A 22,794-nucleotide genomic window follows, 5' to 3' on the forward strand; every position below is an offset into this window, starting at 1 on the left:
AGGCATCCACGCGGCTACTCGAAGCGCGAAGTATCGCCCATTCCACGACGAACAACCTCGGCCACTCCGCTGGAGAAGTCGATCACGGTGGTGGGCTCTGAGCCGGTATCGCCGGCATCGATGACGCCATCCACCTGGTTGTCCAGGAGCTCCTTGATTTCCCAGCCCTGGGTCAACGGTTCTTCCTCATCCGGGAGCAGCAGGGTGCTGGAGAGCAAAGGCTCGCCGAGTTCGGCCAACAGCGCCTGGACTACCTTGTGGTCGGGAATGCGCACGCCCACGGTCTTCTTCTTGGGGTGCAGCAGCCGCTTGGGGACTTCACGCGTGGCCGGGAGGATGAAAGTGTAGCTGCCGGGAGTGACGGCCTTGATGCTCCTGAAGATGTCGTTGTCCAGCATCACGAACTGACCCATCTGGGCAAAGTCCTTGCACACCAGGGTGAAGTGGTGTTTGTCGTCCAACTGCCGGATGGTCCTGATCCGGTCCAAGGCTTCCCTGTTGCCGATCTGGGCTCCCAGCGCGTAGCAGGAGTCGGTAGGGTAGGCGATCAGCCCGCCGCCTTGGAGCATATTCACCACTTGGCCGATGGCGCGTGGTTGTGGATCTTCCGGGTGAACGTCAAAGAATCTGGCCATGGGAAGAGCCTACGACAAAGCTACGACAAGACGTCCTTGCTGGAGAATTTGGCGTAGGCCAGCGCGCCGCATACTGCAATGTACCCGGCCTGGAGAAGCGCGTTGTCGCCGAACGATGTCCAGGAGATGGGTTGCCGCAGCAGATCCGCGAAACCCAGCCAATGGTGGCTGAAGAGCCAGGGGTGCAGCCATTCAAGTTGGGGGAGATTATCCAGTACTTGCGAGACCACCGAAAGAACGATGGTGGCTGCCATGGCTCCCACCGGGACGTCCGTGAACGTCGAGATCAGCAGCCCGATCGCGGACAGTCCCAGCAGCGACACCGTGATGTAGCCAGCGATCAACAGCGATCTCAAGGCAGACTCACCCACGGTGATGGTGTCACCGGACAGGAGGGTCACCGGCCCCACAGGGAAAAGTACGACGCCGGCCAGGGCGCCGGAGGCTGCCACAGTCGCCGTTGCGGCGAAACAGAAGGTGACGGCACCCGCATACTTCACCAGCAGCAGGCGGATCCGTCCTGCGGGAGCCAGCAAAAGGTACCGCAGGGTTCCAATGTTGGCCTCTCCCGCGATGGTGTCTCCTGCCACCACGCCAACGGTCAGTGGCAGGAACAGCGGAACGCATACCACCAAGGCAGTCACGGCCACGAAGAGACCATTCTGGGTGATGCGATCCAGGAAAAGCGGTCCCCGCCCGGGCGTCGCTGGCCGGGACGACAACTTCACAGCCACGGCAATCAGCAGGGGAACTACGGCCAAAGCGATCAGCATGGCCCACGTGCGGAGCCTGCGGAACAGCACGGTTAGTTCAGAGCCCAGCAGCGCCCATCCGATTCCGGGCCGGACAGCGGCCGGGGTGCCGTGCGCAGCAGGTTCAGCCGACAACGTCGAACCCCTCTCCTGTCAGTGACACGAAACGTTCTTCGAGGCTCGCGTTTTCCACGGCGAAGCCTCGGACCCGGACACCCTCGGCCACCAGTGAGGCCACGATCATTTCGGGTTCCAGGCCATTGAGCCCAGTTCCCAACAACGCTGTGGTTCCCCAAGGGCTGCCGGTACCGGGAGCTTCGCCGGGAACCAGTCCCAGCCGGGCAAGGACGCCGGCGGCACGTTCGACGTCGGGTGTGTGGACCACAACGTGGGCCTGCCCGGCGGAACGCAGCTCTTCCAGGGGACCCTGGGCAACCAGCCGGCCGGCACTCATCACGCCCACGTGGGTGCACATCTGTTCCACCTCAGCCAGCAAGTGGCTGGAAACGAATACGGTGGTCCCGCCTGCGGCCAGGGCACGAACCAGGCTGCGCACCTCGCGCGTGCCCTGCGGGTCCAATCCATTGGTTGGTTCGTCGAGGACCAGCAGTTTCCGCGGTCTCAGCATGGCGTTGGCCAGGCCAAGGCGCTGTTTCATACCCAGGGAATAGGCGCGGACTTTCTTGCCTGCGGCGTGGCCAAGCCCCACCCGCTCCAACGCGTCGTGGACGCGTTGCCGTCTGGTGGATGAGGCGGCATGGCGGTCGGCGGTGTCCAGGCGCATCAGGTTGCCAGTTCCCGAAAGGAACGGATAGAAGCCCGGCCCCTCCACCAAGGCGCCGACATCCGGCAGCACGGACGCCAGCGATTGGGGCATCTCCTGGCCGAGCACGCGGATGTCGCCGCTGCTTGCCGAAGCAAGGCCCAGCAGCACCCTGATGGTGGTGGTTTTTCCCGAACCGTTGGGCCCAAGGAAGCCGAAGACAGAGCCCTGGGGGACCGCCAGATCTATCCCATCAACGGCGGGACGGCGACCGAAGCGCTTGACCAGGCCGCGCGTTTCTATGGCGAACTCAGTGGGTAAGGATTCGCTCACTGGGCGGCAGCGGCTGACTGGAGCCGTTCCAACGGCACCATGCCCGCATAGACGCGGCCGTCGTCGAGAATCAGGATACTGACCAGCGACGTCGTCATCGCGCGGCCACCGGCAACAGGTTCCAGCGCCTGGGACAATTGGGGGCTGGAGGTGAGCCCTGCCGGGGCAGAGCCTGCCGGCAAGGCAACAACGGACTCCCAACCCTCACCGGTCACGGTGGGGCGGGGCCGGTTGAGCTCCGGGGCATCCTGCGGTGTGGGCGTGCCGGGAGCGGCCATGGTGGGAACCGGTTTGGCAGGGATGGCCTTCTCCGTCACGGTGGCGCCCGGTGGCGGGGTGAACTCGAACAACGCTGTATCCGGAGTGGACAGGTTCAACTCGGTGAAGGCCAGTGAATACGCGGGTTCGGACTGACCTTTGGCCCGCACTTCAACGCGCAGGGGCAGGCCGGTGTCAGCATCGACGTCGATCGCCACGGACTCAACCAAGGTCGTAGTGCTCCGGGGATGCAGGCTGAGCCGGTACGCGCTGCGGCCGGCCACAGAGGAGGAATCACCAACGGATACCTCGGTGCTGTCATCAATGGCCGCCAGGAAACGGCCGGCCATGGCCTCGGGCGTGGGCAGGTCCCGCGAGGACATGTCCGGTGAAGGCGGGTCGGATGGGGAAGTGGGTGGAAGCGTCGGCCTGGGGCCCGCAACGGAAGGGACCTCGACTGGAGAGGGCTGCGGCGCCGTTAAATGCGTGGCGCTGTTGTCCGCAGAGTTGTAGAACCAAGCGTCGCCCCCGTTGATCACCACGTCACGCTCGGCCATGCGGTCCATGATCTGCAATCGGGCCTTGGAGGGACCGTCGACGTAGACCCGGGCTGTGTGCGAGCCGGTCAAGAACTCCATCGCCGAGGCCGCCCCGGGGGCAATGCCTGGGCCCGCCGAGGGGATTTCCGGCAACCCCAGTGCGGCTGTTTGTTCTACGGTGCCGGACAACGCCCGAACCTCTGTGCGGGCCATCATCGCCAGGATTTCGTCAGCGGTCTTGGCCGGGAGGGAAACGGTGGCACCGGCTTGGACCGAGCCGAACGCCGCAGCCATCGCGATTACAAGGGCGATCACGCAGGCAGGCAGCCATCGCTGCTTGGACCGCGCCAATGTCACCAACCACCGATCGTGAAAGGCATGAACACAGACTACTCCGGTTACCCGCGCGGATCACCTGTCTGCGTTCAGGCCTTGATGAGTTGGCGTGCCAGTTCCACCGCCCCGTGGACCGGGGTTTGGGAGAGAATCCGAATCGATGACGGATCTTCCAGGGACACCTTCCGGGCAACAGAGCCGGCGAGTTGGCTGTGGTTCACCAGTAAGCTGCCGGCCATGACCAGCGGCAGGTCAAGGCCGAGCTCTCCCAGTACCTGCCTGGCCAAACTTGCCAGATGGTGGGCGGCCTCAGCCTGAATCCGCACGGCTGCGGAGTCGCCTTCGGCCGCGAGTTCAAGGACCAGCGGGGCCAGCGTCGCCCAGTGGTCCGGCTCCGGCTTCGCGTAAAAGGAATCCATGAGCTGCAAGGCGTCCACATTGGCCGTCGCCGCCATCAGCGCCCGGACCAAGGTGCCGGGTTCCAGCCCTGCATAGTATTCCCGAAGGGCTTCACGGACGGCGTCACGGACCACGGAGTAGCCACCGCCCTCATCGCCCAGCAAGTAGCCATAGCCGCCACTGCGGGCTTCCAACCCGTCTCGGTTCCTGCCCCAGGCTACCGAACCGGTACCAGCAACCAGGACGACTCCGGCGTCCAGGCCGGCTGCGGCGAGGACGATGCGCGTGTCATGGACCACCTCGATGCGGGCGCCCGGGAAGTGTTCAGTCAGGAGTGCGGACAGCACAGCCCGGCTGGACGGGGTGTCGGCGCCGGCAGCTCCAGCACACACGGCTTCGATTCCGCTGCCCACGCTCGCGGCGATCCTTCGCAGAACTGCGTCGGCTCCCTGGTGGCCCACTGAGGAAAGGTTGGCGCTCGCTTCGGTGATTTCGACACCTCCGCCCTCCGCGTGGGTTCCGTCCCAGCGCACGGCATGGGTCTTGGAGCCGCCGATGTGAAGGCCGAGGACTGCAGGCCCGGAACTCTTCCCACCGTTTTCATGGAACTGCTGTATTTCCTCCAACGGACGTCCCTTTCGTTTCCTGCTTTGTCAGGTCAGCGTGGTCCACGAGCCCAGTTCACATTGGCATAGACCAATTGTGTTGTCTACAAGTAGGATGTCCAATATGCCCACAGACGTCGCGCCGGGAACGCCGAAGTACTACCTCCTCAAGACTGAGGTTCTCGGGCTCATCGCAGGCCTCAAGCCAGGAACGCTGATCCCCACCGAACGTGCACTGGCCGGTAAATACGGGACGTCACGCACCACTGTCAGGCAAGCGATCAGCGAACTGGTGGCCGAGGGCAAGCTGGGCCGCATCCAAGGGCATGGAACGTTCGTGGCCCCGCCCAAGGTAACCCATGTCAGGCAATTGACGTCCTTCTCCGATGACGCCCGCAGCCAAGGGCTGCGGCCGGATTCCAGGGTGCTTGGCCTTGATGTGATCGGGGCCGATTCCGGCGTCGCAGTCCAGTTGGGACTTGAGCAGGGGGATCCTGTGACAAGGCTCGAACGCATCCGGTTGATTGAAGGGGAGCCTTTGGCGCATGAGGTGGCCTGGCTTCCAGGCAGGCTGCCGCGCTTGAAGTCCAATCTGGCTAAAGCAGGTTCGCTCTATGCTGTACTGGCCGATGTCTACGGCCTCCGCGTCGCCGACGTCGAGGACACTGTGGAGACGGCCTTGGCTGGGCCGGAAGATGTCCGGCTGCTGGGGATCGGGATGGGCGCGCCACTGTTGGTGGTCCACCGGCTGGCCCGCGACGCCAATGGCGCCCCGGTGGAATGGACGCGCAGTGCGTTTCGTGGTGACAGGTTCCGGTTCGTATCCCGCGTGAAGTCGGGGTGCTGAGGTGGCCAACTCGTCCTCGGGGGAATCAATTATCAGGCGGCTGGTCCGGCTGGTGGGAGCGTTCGACGACGCCCACCTCACCATGAGCGTCGCCACCTTGGCCCGGCGTTCAGGGCTTCCGGTGACAACCACCTACCGCCTTGTGGATGAGCTCCTGCATGAAGGTTTGCTCGAGCGCGAAGCCAATGGCGAGGTGCGGATCGGCACCCGGCTGTGGGAGCTGGTCTCCAGGAGCTCACGCATGGTGGGCCTCCGCGAAGCTGCCCTGCCCTTCATGGAGGACGTGCAATCGGTGGTCCAGCACTCCACCACGTTGGGGATCCTGGATTCCGATGAGGTCCTCTACATCGAGCGGATCGGCTCCCGGGACTCCATGGTGGACATCACCAAGGTAGCCGGCCGCCTGCCGGTCCATGGAACCTCGTCAGGGCTGGTACTGCTTGCCTACTCGCCCTCTGCCTACCAGGACCTGTTCCTGTCGCGCACGCTGGAGAAATTCACCGATGCAACCCTGACCCAGCCCACTGACCTGCGCCGCCACCTGGCAAATATCCGGCAACAGGGGTTTACTTCCATGCCCGGAATCATCGTTCCGGAATCCAGCGGAATCGCAGTCCCCATCTTCGGCCGTGCGAATACAGTGGTCGCCGCCCTGAGCGTCGTGGTTCCAAGAAATGAAGAAAACGTGGCAGCGCGGGTGCCGGTCCTGATGACGGCGGCACGCGGCATTTCACGTGCGCTGGGCTGGCGGGGAGAGCTCAAGGGAGCTGTCCGGCAGAGCAACGGAAGCATCTGATTCCCGTTCATCGGTAACCCTGTGGTTCCACTCACAAGCGCGCTGGCAGGGTGGAACCCAGCAGGGCATCACCGCCCACCATCCACCCACTAAGGGCCCCCGGGGCCCTGTTCTGTGCTGCCCTGCGTCGTATGTGGGTTTCAGCAGCCGCAACGCCGCGGCAGGAGGAGTTGGTCATGGATACAGCAACGCAGGCAGGGCAGACGTCCGTCAGCGGACGGGTGAACGGCAAGGTAGCCGTGGTCACCGGAGGCAGGGGAGACCTTGGCGGCGCCACGGTCCGCCTGCTTGCCCGCCACGGAGCGACAGTCGCCAGCCTTGACCAGGCAGGTACATCCGCCACAGGAAGCCACCCAGGGATCACTGAGTACGACGTCGATGTCACCAACGAAGCCAGCGTCGCCCAGGCCGTGAAGCAACTGACCGCTGACCTCGGCGCACCGGACATCCTTGTCAACGCAGCCGGAATCATCGGTCCGGCAGGTGCCAGCCACACTGCCAGCATGGACGAGTTCAACCTCATCTTCGACGTCAACGTCAAAGGCGTGTGGCTCCTGACCAAGCACGTTGTTCCGGCCATGATCGCCAAGAAGGCCGGCAGCATCATCAACTTTTCCTCCATCCACGGACTGACCGGCGGCCGCAACGTCCCGCTGTACCACGCCACCAAAGGAGCCGTCCGGCTCTTAAGCAAGTCTGACGCTGCGGCTTATGGCGCCCACGGAGTCAGGGTGAACTCCATCCATCCCGGATCCATGAACACCCGGATGAGCAGGCACTCGGCAGAGCAGTCGGACATTGGCGCGGAGGCCTATTACCAGCAACTGGTGGGCGGGAACCCGCTCCCGCGCCAAGGCGAACCGGACGAGATCGCCTACGGAGTGCTGTATCTGGCCTCCGATGAGTCCCGGTTCACCACCGGATCCGAGCTGGTCATCGACGGCGGTTACACGGCCGTCTGACGCCCACCCATCCATCACGCCCTATGAGAGGTACCACCATGAAATTCCTGAACGGCACACCCTCCGATACCTATGACGTCGTCGTCGTCGGTTCAGGCGCCGGAGCCCTGACTGCAGCCGCCACGGCCGCACGTGCCGGTAAGTCCGTCGTCGTGCTTGAAAAGACCGAACTGCTGGGCGGCACAACCGCCGTCTCGGGAGGCATGTTATGGGTTGCTGACAACCATCATGCCCGCGAAGCCGGGCTGAGCGACTCCAAGGAAGCAGCAGCCCAGTACGTCCGGGCCGTTGCCCGTGGCCGGAGCCGCGAAGAGCTTCTGGATGCGGCCCTGACCTACGGCGACACCATGCTTCGCTTCACCGAAGACGAATGCGGAGTCCGGTTCATCTTCCTGGACAACTTTCCGGACTACCGGCAGGACCTGCCCGGTTCCGTGGAGGGCGGCAGGACTGTTGAACCCGCGCTGTACAACATTCGTGAAGCGCTCGGCGGCCTCGCCGCCCACGTCCGTTCCGATGGCCGGGCCCCCTTCACCATGCAGGAGTACGAGACCTGGGGCGCTTTCACCAGGTTTCCGTGGGCGCAACTGCACCAACGGCAGGAGCAGGGGCTGGTGGCCAAAGGCCAGGCGCTGGTCTCCATGCTGTTGGCCAGCCTGGTCCGGGATGACGCTGCGCTGGTGGTTGGCGCCCGTGGGCATCGGCTGCTGAACGACGGCGGCAGGGTAGTGGGCGTGCAGCTGGCGTCAGGCGAAACCTTCCATGCCAACGACGGCGTGGTTCTCGGCACGGGCGGTTTCGAATGGGACAAGGCACTGGCTGACTCACTGCTGGCCTCACGCCTGTACATCATGTGCTCGCCGCCCTCCAATACTGGCGATGGCCTTAAGATGGCCCAGCGGGTCGGGGCACAAACCCGGGGAACGCGGGAAGCCTGGTGGGCCCCCATGTCCATCACGGGAGACACGCGGGATGGTGCACCTGTTGGTACGCTTCTGCGCTTTGAGCGGCAAGGGCCGGGCTCGCTCATGGTCAACCGTCACGGCCGGCGGTTCGCCAACGAATCCCAGAACTACAACGACCTCGCACGCTGCCTCCAATCATGGGATTCACCCAACAACCAGACCCTGAACACCCCTGCACACGTGGTGTTCGACCACAGTTACCTGGAGCGCTACGGGATCCTCGCGCACCGAGCCGGACAACCGACGCCGGCCTACCTGATGGAGGCCCCCACGTTGGCGGAACTGGCCGCGAAGATCGGTGTCCCTGCCGACAACCTGGCTGCCACCGTTGAACGCTTCAACCACTATGCAGTCAGCGGCGAAGACCCTGACTTCGGCCGCGGCGAAAGCGCCTACGACAAGTACTGGGGTGACGACGACTGCCCGTGGCCCAACCCATCCCTGGGTCCGCTGCAATCCGGCCCGTTCTATGCAATGGAGGTGGTCAACGGCGCCTTTGGCAGCAACGGAGGCGTGGCCACTGATGCCTTCGCACGGGTACTTGACGTGGACGGCGAGCCCATCCCCGGCCTGTTCGCCGCCGGAAACACCACTGAGAACGCCTACGCTGCAGGCTACCCCGGGGCGGGTGCCACCTTGGGGCCCATCATGACCATGGGCTACCTGGCGGGCCGCACCATTGCGGGCGAACCGGCAGAGTACACAGCGGCGGGGTATTCGGGCGCAGCAGCAGGAGTTGAAGCATGATTCGCCACACGGTGCTTTTCAAGTTCAAGGCCGACTTTCCCGAGGCGGACAAGGCTGCTTGGCAGGAGGGCCTGGACAGGATGAAAGGCAATATTCCCGGGCTTCTGGAGCTTACGCACGGGCCGGACGTCCTCCAGCAAGAACGTTCCTTCGACTACGCCATTGTGGCTGACTTCAGGGCCGTGGAGGACCTCGAGGTCTACACCACGCATGCGCTGCACGAGCCGCTGAAGAAGTACTCCTTTCCCAACAGCGAGCAGATCATCGCGGTGGATTTCGCGCTCTAGTTTGGCGCCGTGCCGTGCCGTGCCGTGCAGTGCTGAGCAGTGCAGGGGCGGCTGGTCAGGCCACGGTAGCGCCGGCAGTTTCCTTCAGAGCCAGGCGAACAAACTCCGCACTGGGCTCCGCAAAGGCGGCAACTGTCCGCCTGAACAGTGCCGTACCTTCGGCCCCGGGCCAGTCCTCCGGCAGGAAGGCGACCGGCAACCCGGGGTCGAGGTACGGGATGATCCGCCATCGGTCAATGCACTGCACATAGGTGGCGAAAGCTTCAGCAGAAGGCTCCACCATCCGGCCGTGAGGCGTAGGAACAGCAGCTCCGTTCGCACTGGCCGGACCGTGCTCACGGATAAAGTCCCTGTGCAGCGCGGCCACTGCTCCCAGGTCCCACCACTTGGAGGCTGCTTCCCGGAGGTTGCCGCCAACCATGGGTGTTTCCGTCACGAAGATCGTCGCCATGTCCCGGAGCGACAAGTCCGTCAGGATTTCCTCTACTTCTCCGCGCAGTGAATCGGGGCAGATCCACAAACCGGCCGCGACGGTCCCGCAACCGATCCAGTGGAGCCGGCGCCGCAGCTGGTGCCGCTTTTCGCGTTCCGTCTCGGGAATGGAAAACGAGAGCAGGCACCAGGGATCCGACGGTGACATGCTCCTTGGGTTGTAGATACGGCGGTCACCGCGCGCCAACATGGTGGCAGCCCCTTCCGTCAGTGTGAAACCGGGAACCCCTGCCCGCGTTTCCTGCAGCACCACGTCCTTTTTGCGCAGCCGGCCCAAGGCAGTCCGGGTTACTGTTCCGGACGTGCCAAGGGCCTCCATGAGTGCCACGATGTCCTTGGCGGACATCCATCCGCCGGCGTCGCGAAGATACAGGCCGATGACGGTACGCAGCAACGACGTTGTACTCCCCGGGCGGGAGTCCATGTCATCGAGGACAGCACTCATTTCCGGCTCACTGCAATTCGGAGAGTGCGTCGCGGATGGCTGCCACTCCCAGTTCAACTTCGGCAAAGCTTGTGCTCAACGGTGACAACCCAATGCGTAGGCCGTGCGGAGGGCGGAAATCGGGGATGACGCCCTTTTCCCAGAGCTTCGCCGTCACGTCTGCGAACAGTGGGTGGTCCACGGTGATGTGGGATCCGCGCTCGGCCACATTGCGCGGGCTCACGATTTCTGCGCCCAGGGGCACCAGGAGCTCCTCGGAGAGTGCGATTGCGTACTCGGTGAGCTTGATGGACTTCTCCCGGACCGCGTCCATCCCTACGGAGGCAATCAGTTCCAGCATGTCCTTCATGGGCTGCATGGCCAGCACGGGAGGAGTTCCCGTGATGAACCTGCGCATCCCCTGCGCGGGGCGGTAGGCATCCGTCATGCCAAAGGGATTCTCGGCACCCATCCAACCCCAGATGGGTTGCTGCAGACGTTCATGCTGGGACGCGTTGACGTAGGCGAAGGCCGGCGATCCGGGGCCACCATTGAGGTACTTGTAGGTGCAGCCCACGGCGATGTCCACGCCCCACTTGTCCAGCTCCATGGGCACGGATCCTACGGAGTGGCAAAGGTCCCAGAGCATCAGGGCACCTGCCTGGTGGACTTTGGCGGTGATCCCCTCCGCGTCGGCCAGGAAGCCGGACCGGTAGGCAACATGGCTGAGGACCACCACGGCGGTCCGCTCGCCCAGCAGGCCGTCCAGGTCCTCCGCGCGCACACCGCTGGCAGGGTTCGCAGCGATCCACTTGATGCTCGCTCCGCGTTCCGCGGCAATGCCCTCGATGATGAACCGGTCTGTGGGGAAGTTGTCGCGGTCAATGATGATCTCATCCCGGCCAGGCTGGGCATCCACTGCTGCGCGGATCATCTTGTAGAGCATGACGGATGTGGAGTCGCCCACGGTGGTCTGACCGGCGGCAGCGCCCAGTGTCACCTCGCCAATACGGTCTCCCACGGCTGTCGGCTCATCCATCCATTGCTCATCCCACCCCCGGATGAGGCGGCTGCCCCAGGCCTCGTGCACAAACGACTCAAGGTTTCCTGCCGTGGCTTTCAACGGACGTCCCAGTGAGTTGCCGTCCAAATATGAGGTGAGCTGGTCGGCGTCGGGCGCGTAAAAGGCTTCGCGCTGGGCGGCGAGGGGATCAGCGGCATCCAGCTCGGCCGACGTTGGCCGTTGGGTTTGCTGGGCTGTTGTCATGGTTTCTCCTGCGGAAGTGTTGGGCGACGATGCTGGACGGTTGCCTTGGTGCTTAGTTGCCGATTTCGGTACGTACGGCGTAGAGCTCGGGGAAGAAGGTCAGGTCCAAGGCGCGCTTGAGGAAATCCACGCCGGAGGATCCTCCGGTGCCCACCTTGAATCCGATGGTTCGTTGAACCGTCCGCAAGTGGCGGAAACGCCATGCCTGGAAGTTGTCCTCAATGTCCACCAGGTCTTCGCAGGCTTCGTAAAGGCCCCATGGGGTGTCGTCCGACTCGTAGATCTTCTGGAAGATCGGGACGAGGTCCTGACGGAAGGTCCATGGCTCACTGGTGTCCCGCTCCAGAATGTCAACGGGGATGTCGTAGCCGGCGCGGGAGAGAACTGCCAGGAAGGCGTCGTACAGCGTTGGCTCTTCCAAGAGCTTGCTGAGCAAAGCGTGAGCCTCGGGTTCGCTTTCGAAGACGCGCAGCATCCCGCGGTTCTTATTGCCCAGCAGGAATTCAACACCCCGGTACTGATAGGACTGGAAGCCGGACGAGCTGCCAAGGAACCCGCGGAACTGGGCGTATTCACGTGGCGTCAGCGTCCCCAGGACCGACCATTGCTCCGTCATGGTGCGCTGGATGGCCTTGACGCGTGCGATGCACTTCAGCGCCTTGCCCAGGTTGTCCACGTCAAAGAGCCTGCGGGCTTCCAGAAGTTCGTGAAGGACCAGCTTGAGCCAAAGCTCGCTGGTCTGGTGCTGGATGATGAACAGCAGCTCATCATGGTGCTCCGGCTCGCTCAGAGGATGCTGGGAGCTGAGCAGGTGGTCAAGGTCCAGATATCCGCCGTAGGACATGGCATGCCGGAAATCGGTGCGGACGGTGTCCTCGATGTCGCGGACGCTGTGGGCGGAATGGACTGTGGGCTTTTCCATGGCTTGAGATTATCACTTCCATGACGCACGTCAAGGTTTTGATTTCTGGACTGCGATGGATCCCGGTCCCGTAGGCTGAAGCACAACCATTGGGGAAGGGAAGTGGAGATGGATAGTGGGGGAACGACTTCCGCGCACGTGTCCATTTACTTGGACGTCGACGGCGTGGTGAACCCCTTCAGTCCGGTGGGAACCACCGATTGGGGTGGTGAATGGACCACCGCAGACGCCGGCATCCTGGAGGTTTCCTTCGCACCGGAACTTGTGGCCGGCCTTAATGACCTTGCCCACCATCCAGCTGCGCGTTTCGTGTGGCTGACCACGTGGGAGCGTCTTGCACCCGAGTTCCTCTGCCCGGCTATCGGCCTCAAGGGGGAGGACTGGCCAGTACTGTCCAGCCAGGGCTGGGACCAAAATCCAGAGTGGTGGAAACTTGCCGCCCTCCAAAAGGACCTGGCAGCCACTGGCCGCCAGCGGATCGTGTGGCTCGACGACCAGCTCAGCCGGGAATCCGATGCCCGGTCCTGGGCTGAATACCAGCAAGACCGTGTGCTTTGCATCTCACCTGATCCCCGCAAGGGACTGTCCCCGAGCCACCTTGCAGCGGTACGGGAGTTCTTGGGCTGAAGCGGAGCCCGCGCACGTTTGTCCGCGCACTGGATGCCACGTAGGATTCTTAAGGTTTCAAGCCCGCCAGAGTGAATCCCGCAAGCCGAGTCAGTTGAACAGTTGCTGAACTATGCTGTGGATGGCAGGTATGGGGAAGTGAAACTGCTGAACGTCGTCGACTCTGCAGATTGGGCAACAGGTGGATATCACCTTCATGGTCGCGCTGGTAATAGCGTTGGCCCTATTCTTTGACTTCACCAACGGATTTCACGACACCGCCAATGCGATGGCCACGCCTATCGCTACGGGGGCGATCAAGCCCAAGACGGCCGTTGCCCTGGCCGCCGTCCTGAACCTCGTCGGCGCCTTCCTCTCCACGGAAGTGGCCAAGACCATTTCCGGCGGACTGATCCGGGAAGGTTCGGACGGTATCCACATCACTCCGGACATCATCTTTGCCGGACTTATGGGCGCTGTCCTGTGGAACATGGTCACCTGGCTCAAGGGCCTCCCGTCGAGTTCCTCGCACGCCTTGTTCGGCGGCCTGATCGGCGCAGCAGTGGTGGGCATTGGATTCCACTCGATCAATTTCGAGACCGTGCTGCAGAAAGTGATCCTGCCCGCCATTTTCGCGCCGCTGATTGCCGGCCTGGTGGCTTACATTTGTACCCGCCTGGCCTATGCGCTGACCTCGCGCCACGATCCCGAGACCGGTGACAAGCTCACGCAGAAACGCGGGGGCTTCCGCACCGGACAGATCTTTACCTCCAGCCTTGTCGCACTGGCACACGGTACCAACGATGCCCAGAAGACCATGGGCATCATCACCTTGGTTCTTATTGCAGGCGGTACCCAGGAACCGGGCAGCGGCCCGCAGTTCTGGGTGATTGCGGCATGTGCCTTCGCCATCGCCATCGGAACCTATGCAGGTGGGTGGCGCATTATCCGCACCATGGGATCCGGCCTGACCGAGGTCAAGCCCGCCCAGGGTTTCTCAGCTGAAACCAGCACCGCTTCGGCCATCCTCGCTTCGTCCCACCTCGGCTTTGCCCTGTCCACGACGCAGGTCGCTTCGGGGTCCGTCATCGGCTCGGGCCTGGGCCGCAAAGGCACCTCCGTTCGCTGGGGGACCGCGGGCAAAATCGCGTTGGGCTGGCTCTTTACCCTCCCGGCGTCGGCCATTGTCGGTGCGCTGACGGCGCTCTTGGTGAGCATCGGCGTCGTGGGCGTCATCATCGCGGCAGTTGTTGGAACAGCAGCGGTGCTGTTCATGTTCGTAGCCTCGCGCAAGTCGCATGTGGGCCACCACAACGCCGTCGAGGTTGAAGAAGCCGGCCATGCCGTCCGGTTCCGCAAGAAGAAAAAGACCCGGAAGACCACCCAGAACGAGGATGTGCAGCGATGAAATGGTTGGAATTGCTGCAGGTAGCAGGCGTTACTCTCGTGGCAGCCGTGACGCTGGTGGTCCTTTATTCCCTGGGAGTCCGCCTCACGGCCATCGCCGGTGACGCCCAGCAGAAGTCGCCTGCCCTGGTGCGGTCCCTGGCGTTCGTTTGCTTTGGCGTGTGCGCTGCGGCCGTGCTGTTCGGGATCTACCTGATTGTTCCCTACTTCGGAAAGTAGCAGCCTCTCTGGCAGTCAAGGGCTTTCGGGAGAATAATCAGCAGTGTAGTTATGCACATAACTGCGTGGTTGTGATCCGGCAGATGCGGGGCTGTCATGAATTGCCCATCCCAAAGCCATCTCATCCGACTGGCCCTGGTTCCGGTCTTGATGCTGGGCCTCTCCGCCTGCCTTCCGCCCGCTGCCGACGGTGGCGGAACACCCGCCCCGGGTTCCACCTCGTCCACGGCTGCCACCCCTGCGCAACCATTACCAAGCACCCTGGGTCCTACTGCCACCCAACCCGTAGGGCCAGCGGGCCCTGGGGCGCCACAGGCAGATGCTCCAGTGGTTCGTTGGGTTCCCGTCGGACCGGTTGGCCCCAACGATCCCACCTCCGGCCAGCGCTATCTTTTGCTCCAGCAATTCCAATGCGATGCCCTGGTGCAGAGCGTGGAGGGCGCCGACGACGCGGCCGTTTGGCTGGCCGGCGCAGCGGTGTGCAAGGCACTGCAGAGCGGGAGTCAGCAGGATTGGCAGCGGGCTTCCATCGCAGTTGCCGCCACGCCACGGATTCCGCAAACCCAGTGTCTTGAGTTCAGGGTGGCCGCCACCTCGGCGTCGCTGCTCGCCCAGCACCGCAGCAATCCCGGCGCCGTCTTCAGCGTGGAGCCGGGACAGGGCGAAGCATGCCCGAGGCAGTTGGTTGGTTTGACGGTGGTCGACGAAGAACTCAGGCCGGTCCCCGGGCTGTCACGCGCTTCCGGGCCCAGTACTGGTGACACAATCGTCCGCTTGGACGGCTACTACGTCCGGGTGGGCGAGGTCCTGTTCGACGGCGTTCCCGTGGATGCTGACTTCGTTGGCGGCAGGGACGACTACCAGCCTGTCTATCTGCGGATGCCCGCCTCAGGTGGCCGGGACTCGATCCGGATCTCCATCACGGACACCGTCGATATTGCCGGAACAGTCACCTTCTTCTACGACGACGCCGGTACGGCCACTGGACCCGCCAAGCCCCCGGAGACTGCAAGCCCGGGCACTGGTTCGCCCGGCGGCAGTCCATCGGCCACAACACCCCCCACTGCACCGCCGTCCAGCGATGCCTCCTCAACGGCTGCGCCGTGAGCGACACTCTGGATACCGCAGGAGCAATCAACAACACGCGCTGGCAACGAACCCTTGAGGTCCTCTCCGTCATCGGTCCGCCCCTAACCGTTGCCACGGCGCTGCTGGTCTACTTTGGTTGGGCCCGCACTGACGCCCAGGCCAAAGCCATGGGCCTTGATGTCAGCCTCTTCGGTTACACAGTCCAGGACTTCGTCCTCAGGAGTATCCAGTCGCTTTTCCAGCCGTTGGCATGGCTTGTGGTCATCGGATTGCTGTGGTTCATGCTGGACCGCGCGGTAACGCGGGTCCTCGAGGCCGGGCGCCACAGAAAAGCGGCCCACCTGACTGCCACCATTGTGATGCTGCTCGGCTTTGCCTATGCAGCAGCGATGTGGCTGGCTATCTCGGCACGTCCCGGCCAGATCGTGCTGTACGCGCCCTTCCTGATCGCCGGGGGATTGGTAGTAGGGGTCTGGGGCCTGAGCGTGCGACGCCGGGCGGTTGAACGCGGGCGGCTTGCGCTGAAGATCACCCCAAGGGCCCTTGAGAGGTCGCTGGTGTTCGTGCTGGTCACGCTGCTGCTGTTTTGGGGCACGTCGGACTACGCGCAGGCACTGGGGCGCGGTGCTGCCCTCGACTACCAGGAACGGTCCGGCCTTTTGCCCACGGCGGTGGTCTACAGCAAGGAACGCCTTGCGGTTGGTGCCCCGAACGTCCAAGAGGAGTCGGCAGGATCGGAGGCGGCGCCGCTGTATCGGTACACCGGGCTGCGCTTGCTGGTAGTCAGCGGCGGACGGATCTTCCTGCTCAACGACGGCTGGTCGCTGGAGCGGGGGCGCGTAGTGGTGTTGCCGGATGATGGCAGTGTCCGCGTGGAGTATGGGAACCCCTCGTCGAACTGACTAGTCTGGGCCAATGTCGACCTTTCAATACTACGTAGCTTGCACCATCGACGGCTTCATAGCCTCCCCGGACGACGACCTCGGCTGGCTCCTGCAGTTCGACCGGGTGGAGGGCGTGAACCAGGGCATCGAGTCCTTCATGGCGGGAGTAGGGTGCATCGTCATGGGCGGGGAAACCTACCGCTGGCTGATGGACCACGAGCCCGGCCAATGGCCGTATCCGGATACTCCCTGCTGGGTTTTCACCCACCATGAATACTCGGCTCCTGCTGGCGCAGACATCACTTTTGTCCGCGGAGACGTCCGCGAGTTCGCCCCGGACCTGCTCAAGGACGCCGGGGACAAGAATGTCTGGTTGGTGGGTGGAGGTGACCTTGTGGCGCAGTTCGCCGACGCCGGACTGCTGGACGAGATGATCGTCACGATCGTGCCTGTGGTGCTGGGCGCGGGGAAGCGGCTGTTGCCGCTTAAGGGCCCGACGGCGCCCCTTGAGTTGGTCTCGCACAAGATCATTGGCGGGGCCGCGGCAGAGTTGCACTACCGGCTGCCCAAGGGCTCGGACTAGGGGCTCAGTGCCGGTTGTCCCGGATCATGTTGGTGATCCGGGCGGTCGAGAGGCGGCGGCCCTTGTCATCGGTCATCACGATCTCGTGCGTGGCAAGGGTGCCTCCCAAGTGAATCGCCGTGCACGTGCCAGTCACCAGGCCGCCGGCTGCTGAACGGTGGTGTGTTGCGCCCACCTCAATGCCTACGGCGTGGCGGCCCCGGCCGGCATGGAGGGAGGCCGCGAACGATCCCAGGGTCTCGGCGAGGACAACGTGGGCCCCGCCGTGAAGGATGCCCGCTACCTGCGTGTTTCCTTCCACCGGCATCGTGGCGACCATCCGTTCCGCGCTCATCTCCGTAAACCGGATCCCGAGCTTCACCACAAGGGCACCCACACCGTGCGCCGAGAGCCAATCGTGGAATTCTTCGGGCACCCCTGCCTCGTTGAGCTCATCGACAAAGGGGTTCGGCGTGAAATTGTCCATCATGCCAACTAGGCTGGCACCTGTGAGTGAAACAACCAAACCGGACCAGGTTCCAACGGCCCAGGCTGTTGCCATGGCAACAGCCCCCACCCCCTCTGCCACAGCATCCGCCAGCACCACGGGGGAGGGCCGGCCCAGGTTGCTGGTCCTTGACGGCCACTCCATGGCGTTCCGGGCTTTCTATGCCCTTCCTGCGGAGAATTTCTCCACTGCCAGGGGACAGTACACCAACGCCGTCCATGGGTTCACCTCCATGTTGATCAACCTGATCAAGGACCAGAAGCCCACACACGTCGCTGTAGCTTTCGACGTCTCTGACGACACCACGTTCCGCAAAGCCGAGTACAGCGAGTACAAGGGCGGACGCAACGCGACGCCCGCAGAGTTCGCCGGCCAGATCGGCCTCATCGCCAAGGTCATGGAGGCCTGGGGCATCAGGACCATCGCCATGCCCGGATATGAAGCAGACGATGTCCTGGCCACGCTGGCCGCGCAAGGCGACGCCGCAGGCTTCGAAGTCCTTCTCGTCTCCGGCGACAGGGATGCGTTCCAGCTGATCAACGACAACGTCTTTGTGCTCTACCCCAAGCAGGGCGTGAGCAACATCCCCAGGATGGACGCTGCGGCCATTGAAGAGAAATACTTCGTCAAGCCCGGCTTGTACTCGGACCTCGCCGCCCTTGTTGGCGAGACCGCTGACAACCTGCCCGGCGTCCCGGGTGTTGGCCCCAAGACAGCTGCCAAGTGGATCAATCTTTACGGTGGGCTCGAAGGCATCCTCGAAAACCTTGATTCCATCGGCGGCAAGGTCGGCGGGGCCCTCAAGGAGAACCTGGAGAACGTCAAGCGCAACCGCAGGCTCAACCGGCTGCTGACCGACCTCGACCTTCCCCTCACCCTGGCTGACCTGCACGAGCCACGTCCGGACCGCCAGGCGATCGAGGAACTCTTCGAGGAACTTGAGTTCAGGACCCTGCGCACGCGACTGTTCGATCTCTACGGTGATGACACCGCAGGGGAGGCTCCGGACACCATTGAAGCCCCGGAGTTTGCGACGCTCACTGATGCTTCCGGGCTGGAGGCCTTCTTCGCTGCAGGGGCGGGGATGCGCTCCGCCCTCGCCGTGCACCTGGTCCCCGGCAGGATCGGCGACGACGCCAATGCCCTGGCCGTGGTCAGGAACAACGGCGCCGCCCACATCGACCTCGCAACCCTGGACGCGGCAGCGGAAACCGTAGTGGCCACGTGGCTGCGGGACCCCGAAGAAGCCAAAGTCCTGCACGAGTTCAAGTCGGCGCTCAAGGCACTGCACCACCGCGGCCTCGGTTTGGAAGGCGTTGTGGATGACACCTCCATCTCGGGCTACCTGATCCAGCCGGACCGCCGCAGCTACGTTCTCGCCGAGCTTGCCCAAGTGCACTTGAAAATCTCACTCAGCACGGCCGTTGCCACCTCCGGCCAGCTGGAGCTTGACCTCTCGGGCGAAACGGACCAGGCTGCAGCAGCAGCGCTCGTCCAGCAGGCCGCCGTCGTGCATGCCCTCAGCAAGCACTTCGAGACCGAACTCGCCGCCATCAAGGCCGATGCCCTGTTGACCACACTGGAACTTCCGGTGGCCCGCGTGCTCGCCCAGATGGAACTGACGGGTATTTTCGTTTCCACGGACCGTATGGACGAACAACTGGCCGACCTCACCAAAGTGATCGAGAATGCCCAGGAGCAGGCTTTCGCAGCGATCGGCCATGAGGTCAACCTGGGTTCACCCAAGCAGCTGCAGACCGTTCTGTTCGAGGAACTGGGGCTGCCCAAGACCAAGAAAATCAAGTCCGGCTACACCACGGATGCTGCCTCGTTGAAGGGGCTGCTGGAGAAGACCGGCCACGAATTCCTGGTACAGCTCATGGCACACCGTGAGTCCTCCAAGCTGGCCCAGATGGTGGAGACGCTCAAGAAGTCCGTGGCCGATGACGCGCGGATCCACACCACGTACGCGCAGAACATCGCCGCTACGGGCCGTATCTCGTCCAACAACCCCAATCTGCAGAACATCCCGGTGCGCAGCGAAGAGGGCCGCCGCGTTCGTGGAATTTTCGTGGTCAGCGAAGGCTACGAGTGCCTGTTGTCAGCGGACTACTCTCAGATCGAAATGCGCATCATGGCGCACCTTTCCGGCGACGAAGCCCTCATCCAGGCGTACCGCGACGGAGAAGACCTGCACCGCTTCGTGGGTTCCCGGATCTTCAACGTAGAGCCGGCCGAAGTCACCAGCGCCATGCGGTCCAAGGTGAAGGCGATGTCCTACGGCCTCGCGTACGGACTCACATCCTTCGGCCTCTCCAAGCAGTTGGAGATCTCCGTGGACGAGGCACGGACGCTCATGAAGGACTACTTCGACCGCTTCGGCGGCGTCCGCGATTACCTGCGTGGAGTCGTCGACCAAGCCAGGACGGACGGCTACACGGCCACCATCGAAGGCCGCCGCCGTTACCTCCCTGACCTGACGAGCACCAACCGGCAGGCACGCGAAGCAGCAGAACGCATCGCCTTGAACTCGCCCATCCAAGGCTCTGCAGCAGACCTCATCAAGCGCGCCATGCTGGGTGTGTCCGCCGAGCTCGCCAGCCAGGGCCTGAAGTCCCGGATGCTGCTGCAGGTCCACGACGAACTGGTCCTGGAAGTTGCTCCAGGAGAGCGCCAAGCCGTGGAGAAGTTGGTCATCGAACAAATGGGTTCAGCCGCCCAGCTGTCCGTTCCCCTCGATGTCCAGATCGGCGTTGGCTCCAGCTGGTACGAAGCCGGGCACTAGTCCGGCCCTTGAATTCCGGGTATCGCCGCAGGGCGCGCCGCCGAGATGGTGGCGCGCCCTGCGGCGTCTGGCTAGGCTCGGAATCGTGGCCGATCCCAATGAACCAACCTCCCAAAAATATTCCGTCCAGCGTTTCCCCGCTGTCGCCGGCAAGGAAGATTCCGAAGACTATGGCCGCTGCGCCACCTGGGTGCAGGCTGTATCGCACGGATTCCACCAGCAACGGCGTGACGACGAGTACGTCGCCAAGACCCTTTCCTCATACGAGACCGACAAGCGTGAGCTGACAGGCGTCTACGTCAACGGCCCTGTACCGGAGCACTCCCTTGGAGCCAATGTGCCGGTGGCAACCTACGCCACCATGCGCAAGGACCTGAATATCGGTTTTGGGCGTCAGCTTGAGTCCAATCTGGTCACGGCTGTGACGGTCCGCGGAACACACCGCCGCCATGGAATCCTGCGGGGGATGATCACTGCCGACCTGGAGGGCGCCAAGGATGACGGCCTGGCCATGGCGGCGCTGACGGCTTCCGAAGGATCCATCTACGGCCGTTTCGGCTTCGGTGTAGCTACCTTTGAGCGCAGCATCAAGGTTGACACCGGCCCCCGTTTCCGGATGAAGGGTCAACCCGAGGGAACCGTGGAAGTCGCCGATCCTTCAGTGCTTCTGGAATTGGCACCCCAAGTGTTCAAGCGCGTCCAGCGGCTGTCTCCGGGCTCGGTGGACCGGCAGGAGTATTACCGGCTTGTTGCTTCCGGTTCCATTGGGCATGACGGCAAGCCCGACACCAGCGTGCGCTGTGCCCTGCACTACGATCTGTCCGGAGCCTTGGACGGCTACGTTTCCTACCGTTTCAAGGGGTGGGACCACAAGCCCTACACCATGGAGATTGTGGACCTCGTTGCCGCTGCCAACGCCGCCTACCTCGGTCTGTGGCGTTTCCTGGGCAGCATCGACCTCATCGACGAAGTGACGTGGGCTGAGGCCCCTGTGGATGACCCCTTGGCATGGGCGCTGGAAGACCCGCGGTGCATCGAAGCCTCCGAGGTCCGGGACATGCTGTGGCTCCGGATCCTGGATACGCCTGCCGCCCTGCAGGCGCGGCGCTTCGCCTCTGCAGGACGCCTGGTCCTCGAAGTGGCGGACCCCCTGTCTCTGGCGGGCGGCACCTGGGTCCTGGAGTCCGACGGCGGTGCTGCCGCCGTCGTGACTGAAGCGGCGGGCCAATCACCGGACCTGAGCATGGACGTAACCGACCTCGCGTCGATTTATCTTGGTGCGGTTTCCCCGGTAACCCTGGCTGCTGCGGGACGCATCCATGAGAAGACCGCCGGCGCCGCTTTCCTGGCCCAGCAACTGTTCGCGGTGGATCGCCCGGCGCATTGCCTGACGCACTTCTAAGCTGCACAACGTCATACAGAACACATAGCCACACCTAATTAAGGACATCCATGGGGGATTCCACGCGGCGGCCTTTGGCCGGCCGGCGATCAGTGCTGCTTGGAATGGCGGGCCTCGCGTCGGCTGCGTTGGCGGCTTGCGCATCGGTCGAGGGACCATCGGGAGCGGCAGCACCGTCGGCTGAGCCACCGACAGGCCCGGCCACGCCACCGCCGTCGATTGCTGCGATATCAAGCGAGCAGGCCGCTGCCGCCCTCGCGCCAACGGCAACGGCCACAGCGGCCGCAGTGCCGGACAAACAGCAGATCCTGGCCGAATTCGCTGGCAGGCGGCCCAAAGAGTGGGGGCTGCACATCACGGGAGTGGTCAACGCTTCGGCCTCGAAGCACGTGGGGCTGACGTTCGACGCGTGCGGCGGACCCGGGGGCGCTGGGTGCGACCACGCCCTGCTGAAGACACTCCGCCGGCTCCATGTCCCGGCGACGCTCTTCATCAACAGCCGCTGGCTCCACGCCAACCCATCGCTCGCCGCCGAACTGGCCGCCGACCCACTGTTCGAACTGGCCAACCATGGCACCCTGCACCAACCCCTGTCCGTCAACGGGAAGTCTGCCTACGGGATCCCCGGGACGGCCAATACCGCTGCTGCCTACGATGAGTTGATGGGAAACCAGGCGCTGATGCAGGAACTCGACGGTTCCCCTCCCAAGTTCTTCCGCCCGGGAACTGCCTACTACGACGACGTCGCTGTGGAGATGACGCGCAGGCTTGGGATGCTGCCGGTCAACTTCACGATCAACGGGGACGGCGGCGCCACCTATCCGGCGGCCACGGTCGCAGCCGAGGTGTCGCGCGCAGCTGCCGGCGACATCGTCATATCGCACTTCAACAGGCCTGCTGCGGGCACTGCCGAAGGCTATGCCCGGGCCTTGCCGGGAATGCTGGACAGGGGCGTCACGTTCGCCCGCTTGGGAGACGTGCTGACCCTGTGACACTCCTTTTG

The 22,794-nt window shown here is 63.7% G+C and carries 23 protein-coding genes; 14 read left to right on the forward strand and 9 right to left on the reverse strand.

All coding sequences use genetic code 11. The features are described from left to right. Nucleotides 1-14: 14 nt before the first annotated feature. The 5 genes from AB4Y77_RS04170 to AB4Y77_RS04190 form a co-directional block, all read right to left on the reverse strand. Entirely contained in the window at nucleotides 15-635 is a 621-nt protein-coding gene (locus AB4Y77_RS04170) for an L-threonylcarbamoyladenylate synthase (protein WP_089595019.1), read from the reverse strand. Between the two features lie 20 nt (nucleotides 636-655). Beyond that, nucleotides 656-1,522, reverse strand: a complete 867-nt coding sequence (locus tag AB4Y77_RS04175; protein WP_442013070.1) for an ABC transporter permease — start codon at nucleotides 1,520-1,522, stop codon at nucleotides 656-658. Further along, nucleotides 1,512-2,483 (reverse strand): ABC transporter ATP-binding protein, encoded by a 972-nt coding sequence (locus AB4Y77_RS04180; RefSeq protein ID WP_442013071.1) that lies wholly within the window; start codon nucleotides 2,481-2,483, stop codon nucleotides 1,512-1,514. The genes AB4Y77_RS04175 and AB4Y77_RS04180 overlap by 11 nt, the downstream gene beginning before the upstream one ends. Beyond that, nucleotides 2,480-3,631, reverse strand: coding sequence for a LolA family protein (locus AB4Y77_RS04185; RefSeq protein ID WP_442013200.1), 1,152 nt, complete (start codon nucleotides 3,629-3,631; stop codon nucleotides 2,480-2,482). Before AB4Y77_RS04185 ends, AB4Y77_RS04180 begins: the two co-directional genes overlap by 4 nt. Nucleotides 3,632-3,705: 74 nt before the next feature. Next, nucleotides 3,706-4,641, reverse strand: coding sequence for an N-acetylglucosamine kinase (locus tag AB4Y77_RS04190; protein WP_311213252.1), 936 nt, complete (start codon nucleotides 4,639-4,641; stop codon nucleotides 3,706-3,708). 103 nt (nucleotides 4,642-4,744) lie between these two features. On the opposite strand from AB4Y77_RS04190, the gene AB4Y77_RS04195 reads away from it, so the two are divergent. The 5 genes from AB4Y77_RS04195 to AB4Y77_RS04215 all read left to right on the forward strand — a co-directional run bounded on the left by AB4Y77_RS04195 (nucleotide 4,745) and on the right by AB4Y77_RS04215 (nucleotide 9,224). Then, a complete protein-coding gene (locus AB4Y77_RS04195) occupies nucleotides 4,745-5,467 on the forward strand; it encodes a GntR family transcriptional regulator (RefSeq protein WP_442013072.1) in 723 nt (240 codons plus the stop codon). 1 nt (nucleotide 5,468) lies between these two features. Continuing rightward, nucleotides 5,469-6,263, forward strand: coding sequence for an IclR family transcriptional regulator (locus AB4Y77_RS04200; protein ID WP_311213254.1), 795 nt, complete (start codon nucleotides 5,469-5,471; stop codon nucleotides 6,261-6,263). 176 nt (nucleotides 6,264-6,439) lie between these two features. After that, entirely contained in the window at nucleotides 6,440-7,225 is a 786-nt protein-coding gene (locus AB4Y77_RS04205; RefSeq protein WP_311213255.1) for an SDR family NAD(P)-dependent oxidoreductase, read from the forward strand. 38 nt (nucleotides 7,226-7,263) lie between these two features. Beyond that, the gene (locus tag AB4Y77_RS04210; RefSeq protein ID WP_442013073.1) at nucleotides 7,264-8,937 is read left to right on the forward strand and encodes an FAD-dependent oxidoreductase; all 1,674 of its coding nucleotides are present in this window, start codon (nucleotides 7,264-7,266) and stop codon (nucleotides 8,935-8,937) included. Further along, nucleotides 8,934-9,224: a Dabb family protein gene (locus tag AB4Y77_RS04215; RefSeq protein ID WP_311213257.1), complete on the forward strand. Its 291-nt coding sequence runs from the start codon at nucleotides 8,934-8,936 to the stop codon at nucleotides 9,222-9,224. The genes AB4Y77_RS04210 and AB4Y77_RS04215 overlap by 4 nt, the downstream gene beginning before the upstream one ends. A 55-nt stretch (nucleotides 9,225-9,279) precedes the next feature. Here the strand turns inward: AB4Y77_RS04215 and AB4Y77_RS04220 are convergent, their stop codons facing one another. Genes AB4Y77_RS04220 through kynA form a run of 3 tightly spaced genes read right to left on the reverse strand, consistent with a single transcriptional unit; the run spans nucleotide 9,280 to nucleotide 12,329 of the window. After that, complete coding sequence (locus tag AB4Y77_RS04220) at nucleotides 9,280-10,161, reverse strand: PaaX family transcriptional regulator (protein WP_311213258.1); 882 nt, start codon at nucleotides 10,159-10,161, stop codon at nucleotides 9,280-9,282. Between the two features lie 7 nt (nucleotides 10,162-10,168). Then, nucleotides 10,169-11,407, reverse strand: coding sequence for a kynureninase (locus AB4Y77_RS04225; RefSeq protein WP_311213259.1), 1,239 nt, complete (start codon nucleotides 11,405-11,407; stop codon nucleotides 10,169-10,171). Between the two features lie 52 nt (nucleotides 11,408-11,459). Next, nucleotides 11,460-12,329, reverse strand: coding sequence for a tryptophan 2,3-dioxygenase (gene kynA / locus AB4Y77_RS04230; RefSeq protein ID WP_311213260.1), 870 nt, complete (start codon nucleotides 12,327-12,329; stop codon nucleotides 11,460-11,462). A gap of 108 nt (nucleotides 12,330-12,437) precedes the next feature. On the opposite strand from kynA, the gene AB4Y77_RS04235 reads away from it, so the two are divergent. From AB4Y77_RS04235 to AB4Y77_RS04260, 6 genes are all read left to right on the forward strand, one after another. Then, nucleotides 12,438-12,956, forward strand: coding sequence for an HAD domain-containing protein (locus AB4Y77_RS04235; protein ID WP_442013074.1), 519 nt, complete (start codon nucleotides 12,438-12,440; stop codon nucleotides 12,954-12,956). Between the two features lie 181 nt (nucleotides 12,957-13,137). Next, nucleotides 13,138-14,343 carry an inorganic phosphate transporter gene (locus tag AB4Y77_RS04240; RefSeq protein WP_311213262.1) on the forward strand — a complete coding sequence of 402 codons (1,206 nt, stop codon included), beginning with the start codon at nucleotides 13,138-13,140 and terminating at the stop codon, nucleotides 14,341-14,343. Further along, nucleotides 14,340-14,561, forward strand: a complete 222-nt coding sequence (locus tag AB4Y77_RS04245; protein ID WP_311213263.1) for a hypothetical protein — start codon at nucleotides 14,340-14,342, stop codon at nucleotides 14,559-14,561. The genes AB4Y77_RS04240 and AB4Y77_RS04245 overlap by 4 nt, the downstream gene beginning before the upstream one ends. A 327-nt stretch (nucleotides 14,562-14,888) precedes the next feature. Continuing rightward, nucleotides 14,889-15,668 (forward strand): hypothetical protein, encoded by a 780-nt coding sequence (locus tag AB4Y77_RS04250; protein WP_311213264.1) that lies wholly within the window; start codon nucleotides 14,889-14,891, stop codon nucleotides 15,666-15,668. Then, on the forward strand, nucleotides 15,665-16,552 hold the full coding sequence (locus AB4Y77_RS04255; protein ID WP_311213265.1) for a hypothetical protein: 888 nt from the start codon (nucleotides 15,665-15,667) through the stop codon (nucleotides 16,550-16,552). The genes AB4Y77_RS04250 and AB4Y77_RS04255 overlap by 4 nt, the downstream gene beginning before the upstream one ends. Nucleotides 16,553-16,565: 13 nt before the next feature. Then, the gene (locus AB4Y77_RS04260) at nucleotides 16,566-17,117 is read left to right on the forward strand and encodes a dihydrofolate reductase family protein (protein ID WP_442013075.1); all 552 of its coding nucleotides are present in this window, start codon (nucleotides 16,566-16,568) and stop codon (nucleotides 17,115-17,117) included. A gap of 4 nt (nucleotides 17,118-17,121) precedes the next feature. On the opposite strand, the gene AB4Y77_RS04265 is transcribed toward AB4Y77_RS04260, so the two are convergent. Continuing rightward, nucleotides 17,122-17,586 carry a hotdog fold thioesterase gene (locus AB4Y77_RS04265; protein ID WP_311213267.1) on the reverse strand — a complete coding sequence of 155 codons (465 nt, stop codon included), beginning with the start codon at nucleotides 17,584-17,586 and terminating at the stop codon, nucleotides 17,122-17,124. 160 nt (nucleotides 17,587-17,746) lie between these two features. Between AB4Y77_RS04265 and polA the strand changes: the two genes are divergently transcribed. The 3 genes from polA to AB4Y77_RS04280 all read left to right on the forward strand — a co-directional run bounded on the left by polA (nucleotide 17,747) and on the right by AB4Y77_RS04280 (nucleotide 22,783). After that, a complete protein-coding gene (polA, locus tag AB4Y77_RS04270) occupies nucleotides 17,747-20,389 on the forward strand; it encodes a DNA polymerase I (protein WP_442013201.1) in 2,643 nt (880 codons plus the stop codon). Nucleotides 20,390-20,474: 85 nt separating this feature from the next. After that, on the forward strand, nucleotides 20,475-21,791 hold the full coding sequence (locus tag AB4Y77_RS04275) for a GNAT family N-acetyltransferase (RefSeq protein WP_442013076.1): 1,317 nt from the start codon (nucleotides 20,475-20,477) through the stop codon (nucleotides 21,789-21,791). 50 nt (nucleotides 21,792-21,841) lie between these two features. After that, complete coding sequence (locus tag AB4Y77_RS04280; protein ID WP_311213269.1) at nucleotides 21,842-22,783, forward strand: polysaccharide deacetylase family protein; 942 nt, start codon at nucleotides 21,842-21,844, stop codon at nucleotides 22,781-22,783. The last annotated feature ends 11 nt before the right edge of the window (nucleotides 22,784-22,794 follow it).

Origin of the sequence: Paenarthrobacter sp. YAF11_1 (genome assembly GCF_052113445.1) — a bacterium.
In the GTDB taxonomy this organism is placed as follows: domain Bacteria; phylum Actinomycetota; class Actinomycetes; order Actinomycetales; family Micrococcaceae; genus Arthrobacter.

Excerpts from the sequence above, each read along its gene's own strand:
- AB4Y77_RS04170 (WP_089595019.1), bottom strand. The coding sequence starts at position 635 with ATGGCCAGATTCTTTGACGTTCACCCGGAAGATCCACAACCACGCGCC.
- AB4Y77_RS04215 (WP_311213257.1), top strand. The coding sequence starts at position 8,934 with ATGATTCGCCACACGGTGCTTTTCAAGTTCAAGGCCGACTTTCCCGAG.
- AB4Y77_RS04245 (WP_311213263.1), top strand. The coding sequence starts at position 14,340 with ATGAAATGGTTGGAATTGCTGCAGGTAGCAGGCGTTACTCTCGTGGCA.
- AB4Y77_RS04225 (WP_311213259.1), bottom strand. The coding sequence starts at position 11,407 with ATGACAACAGCCCAGCAAACCCAACGGCCAACGTCGGCCGAGCTGGAT.
- AB4Y77_RS04235 (WP_442013074.1), top strand. The coding sequence starts at position 12,438 with ATGGATAGTGGGGGAACGACTTCCGCGCACGTGTCCATTTACTTGGAC.
- AB4Y77_RS04205 (WP_311213255.1), top strand. The coding sequence starts at position 6,440 with ATGGATACAGCAACGCAGGCAGGGCAGACGTCCGTCAGCGGACGGGTG.
- kynA (WP_311213260.1), bottom strand. The coding sequence starts at position 12,329 with ATGGAAAAGCCCACAGTCCATTCCGCCCACAGCGTCCGCGACATCGAG.
- AB4Y77_RS04220 (WP_311213258.1), bottom strand. The coding sequence starts at position 10,161 with ATGAGTGCTGTCCTCGATGACATGGACTCCCGCCCGGGGAGTACAACG.
- AB4Y77_RS04210 (WP_442013073.1), top strand. The coding sequence starts at position 7,264 with ATGAAATTCCTGAACGGCACACCCTCCGATACCTATGACGTCGTCGTC.
- AB4Y77_RS04280 (WP_311213269.1), top strand. The coding sequence starts at position 21,842 with ATGGGGGATTCCACGCGGCGGCCTTTGGCCGGCCGGCGATCAGTGCTG.
- AB4Y77_RS04260 (WP_442013075.1), top strand. The coding sequence starts at position 16,566 with ATGTCGACCTTTCAATACTACGTAGCTTGCACCATCGACGGCTTCATA.
- AB4Y77_RS04195 (WP_442013072.1), top strand. The coding sequence starts at position 4,745 with ATGCCCACAGACGTCGCGCCGGGAACGCCGAAGTACTACCTCCTCAAG.
- polA (WP_442013201.1), top strand. The coding sequence starts at position 17,747 with ATGGCGTTCCGGGCTTTCTATGCCCTTCCTGCGGAGAATTTCTCCACT.
- AB4Y77_RS04265 (WP_311213267.1), bottom strand. The coding sequence starts at position 17,586 with ATGATGGACAATTTCACGCCGAACCCCTTTGTCGATGAGCTCAACGAG.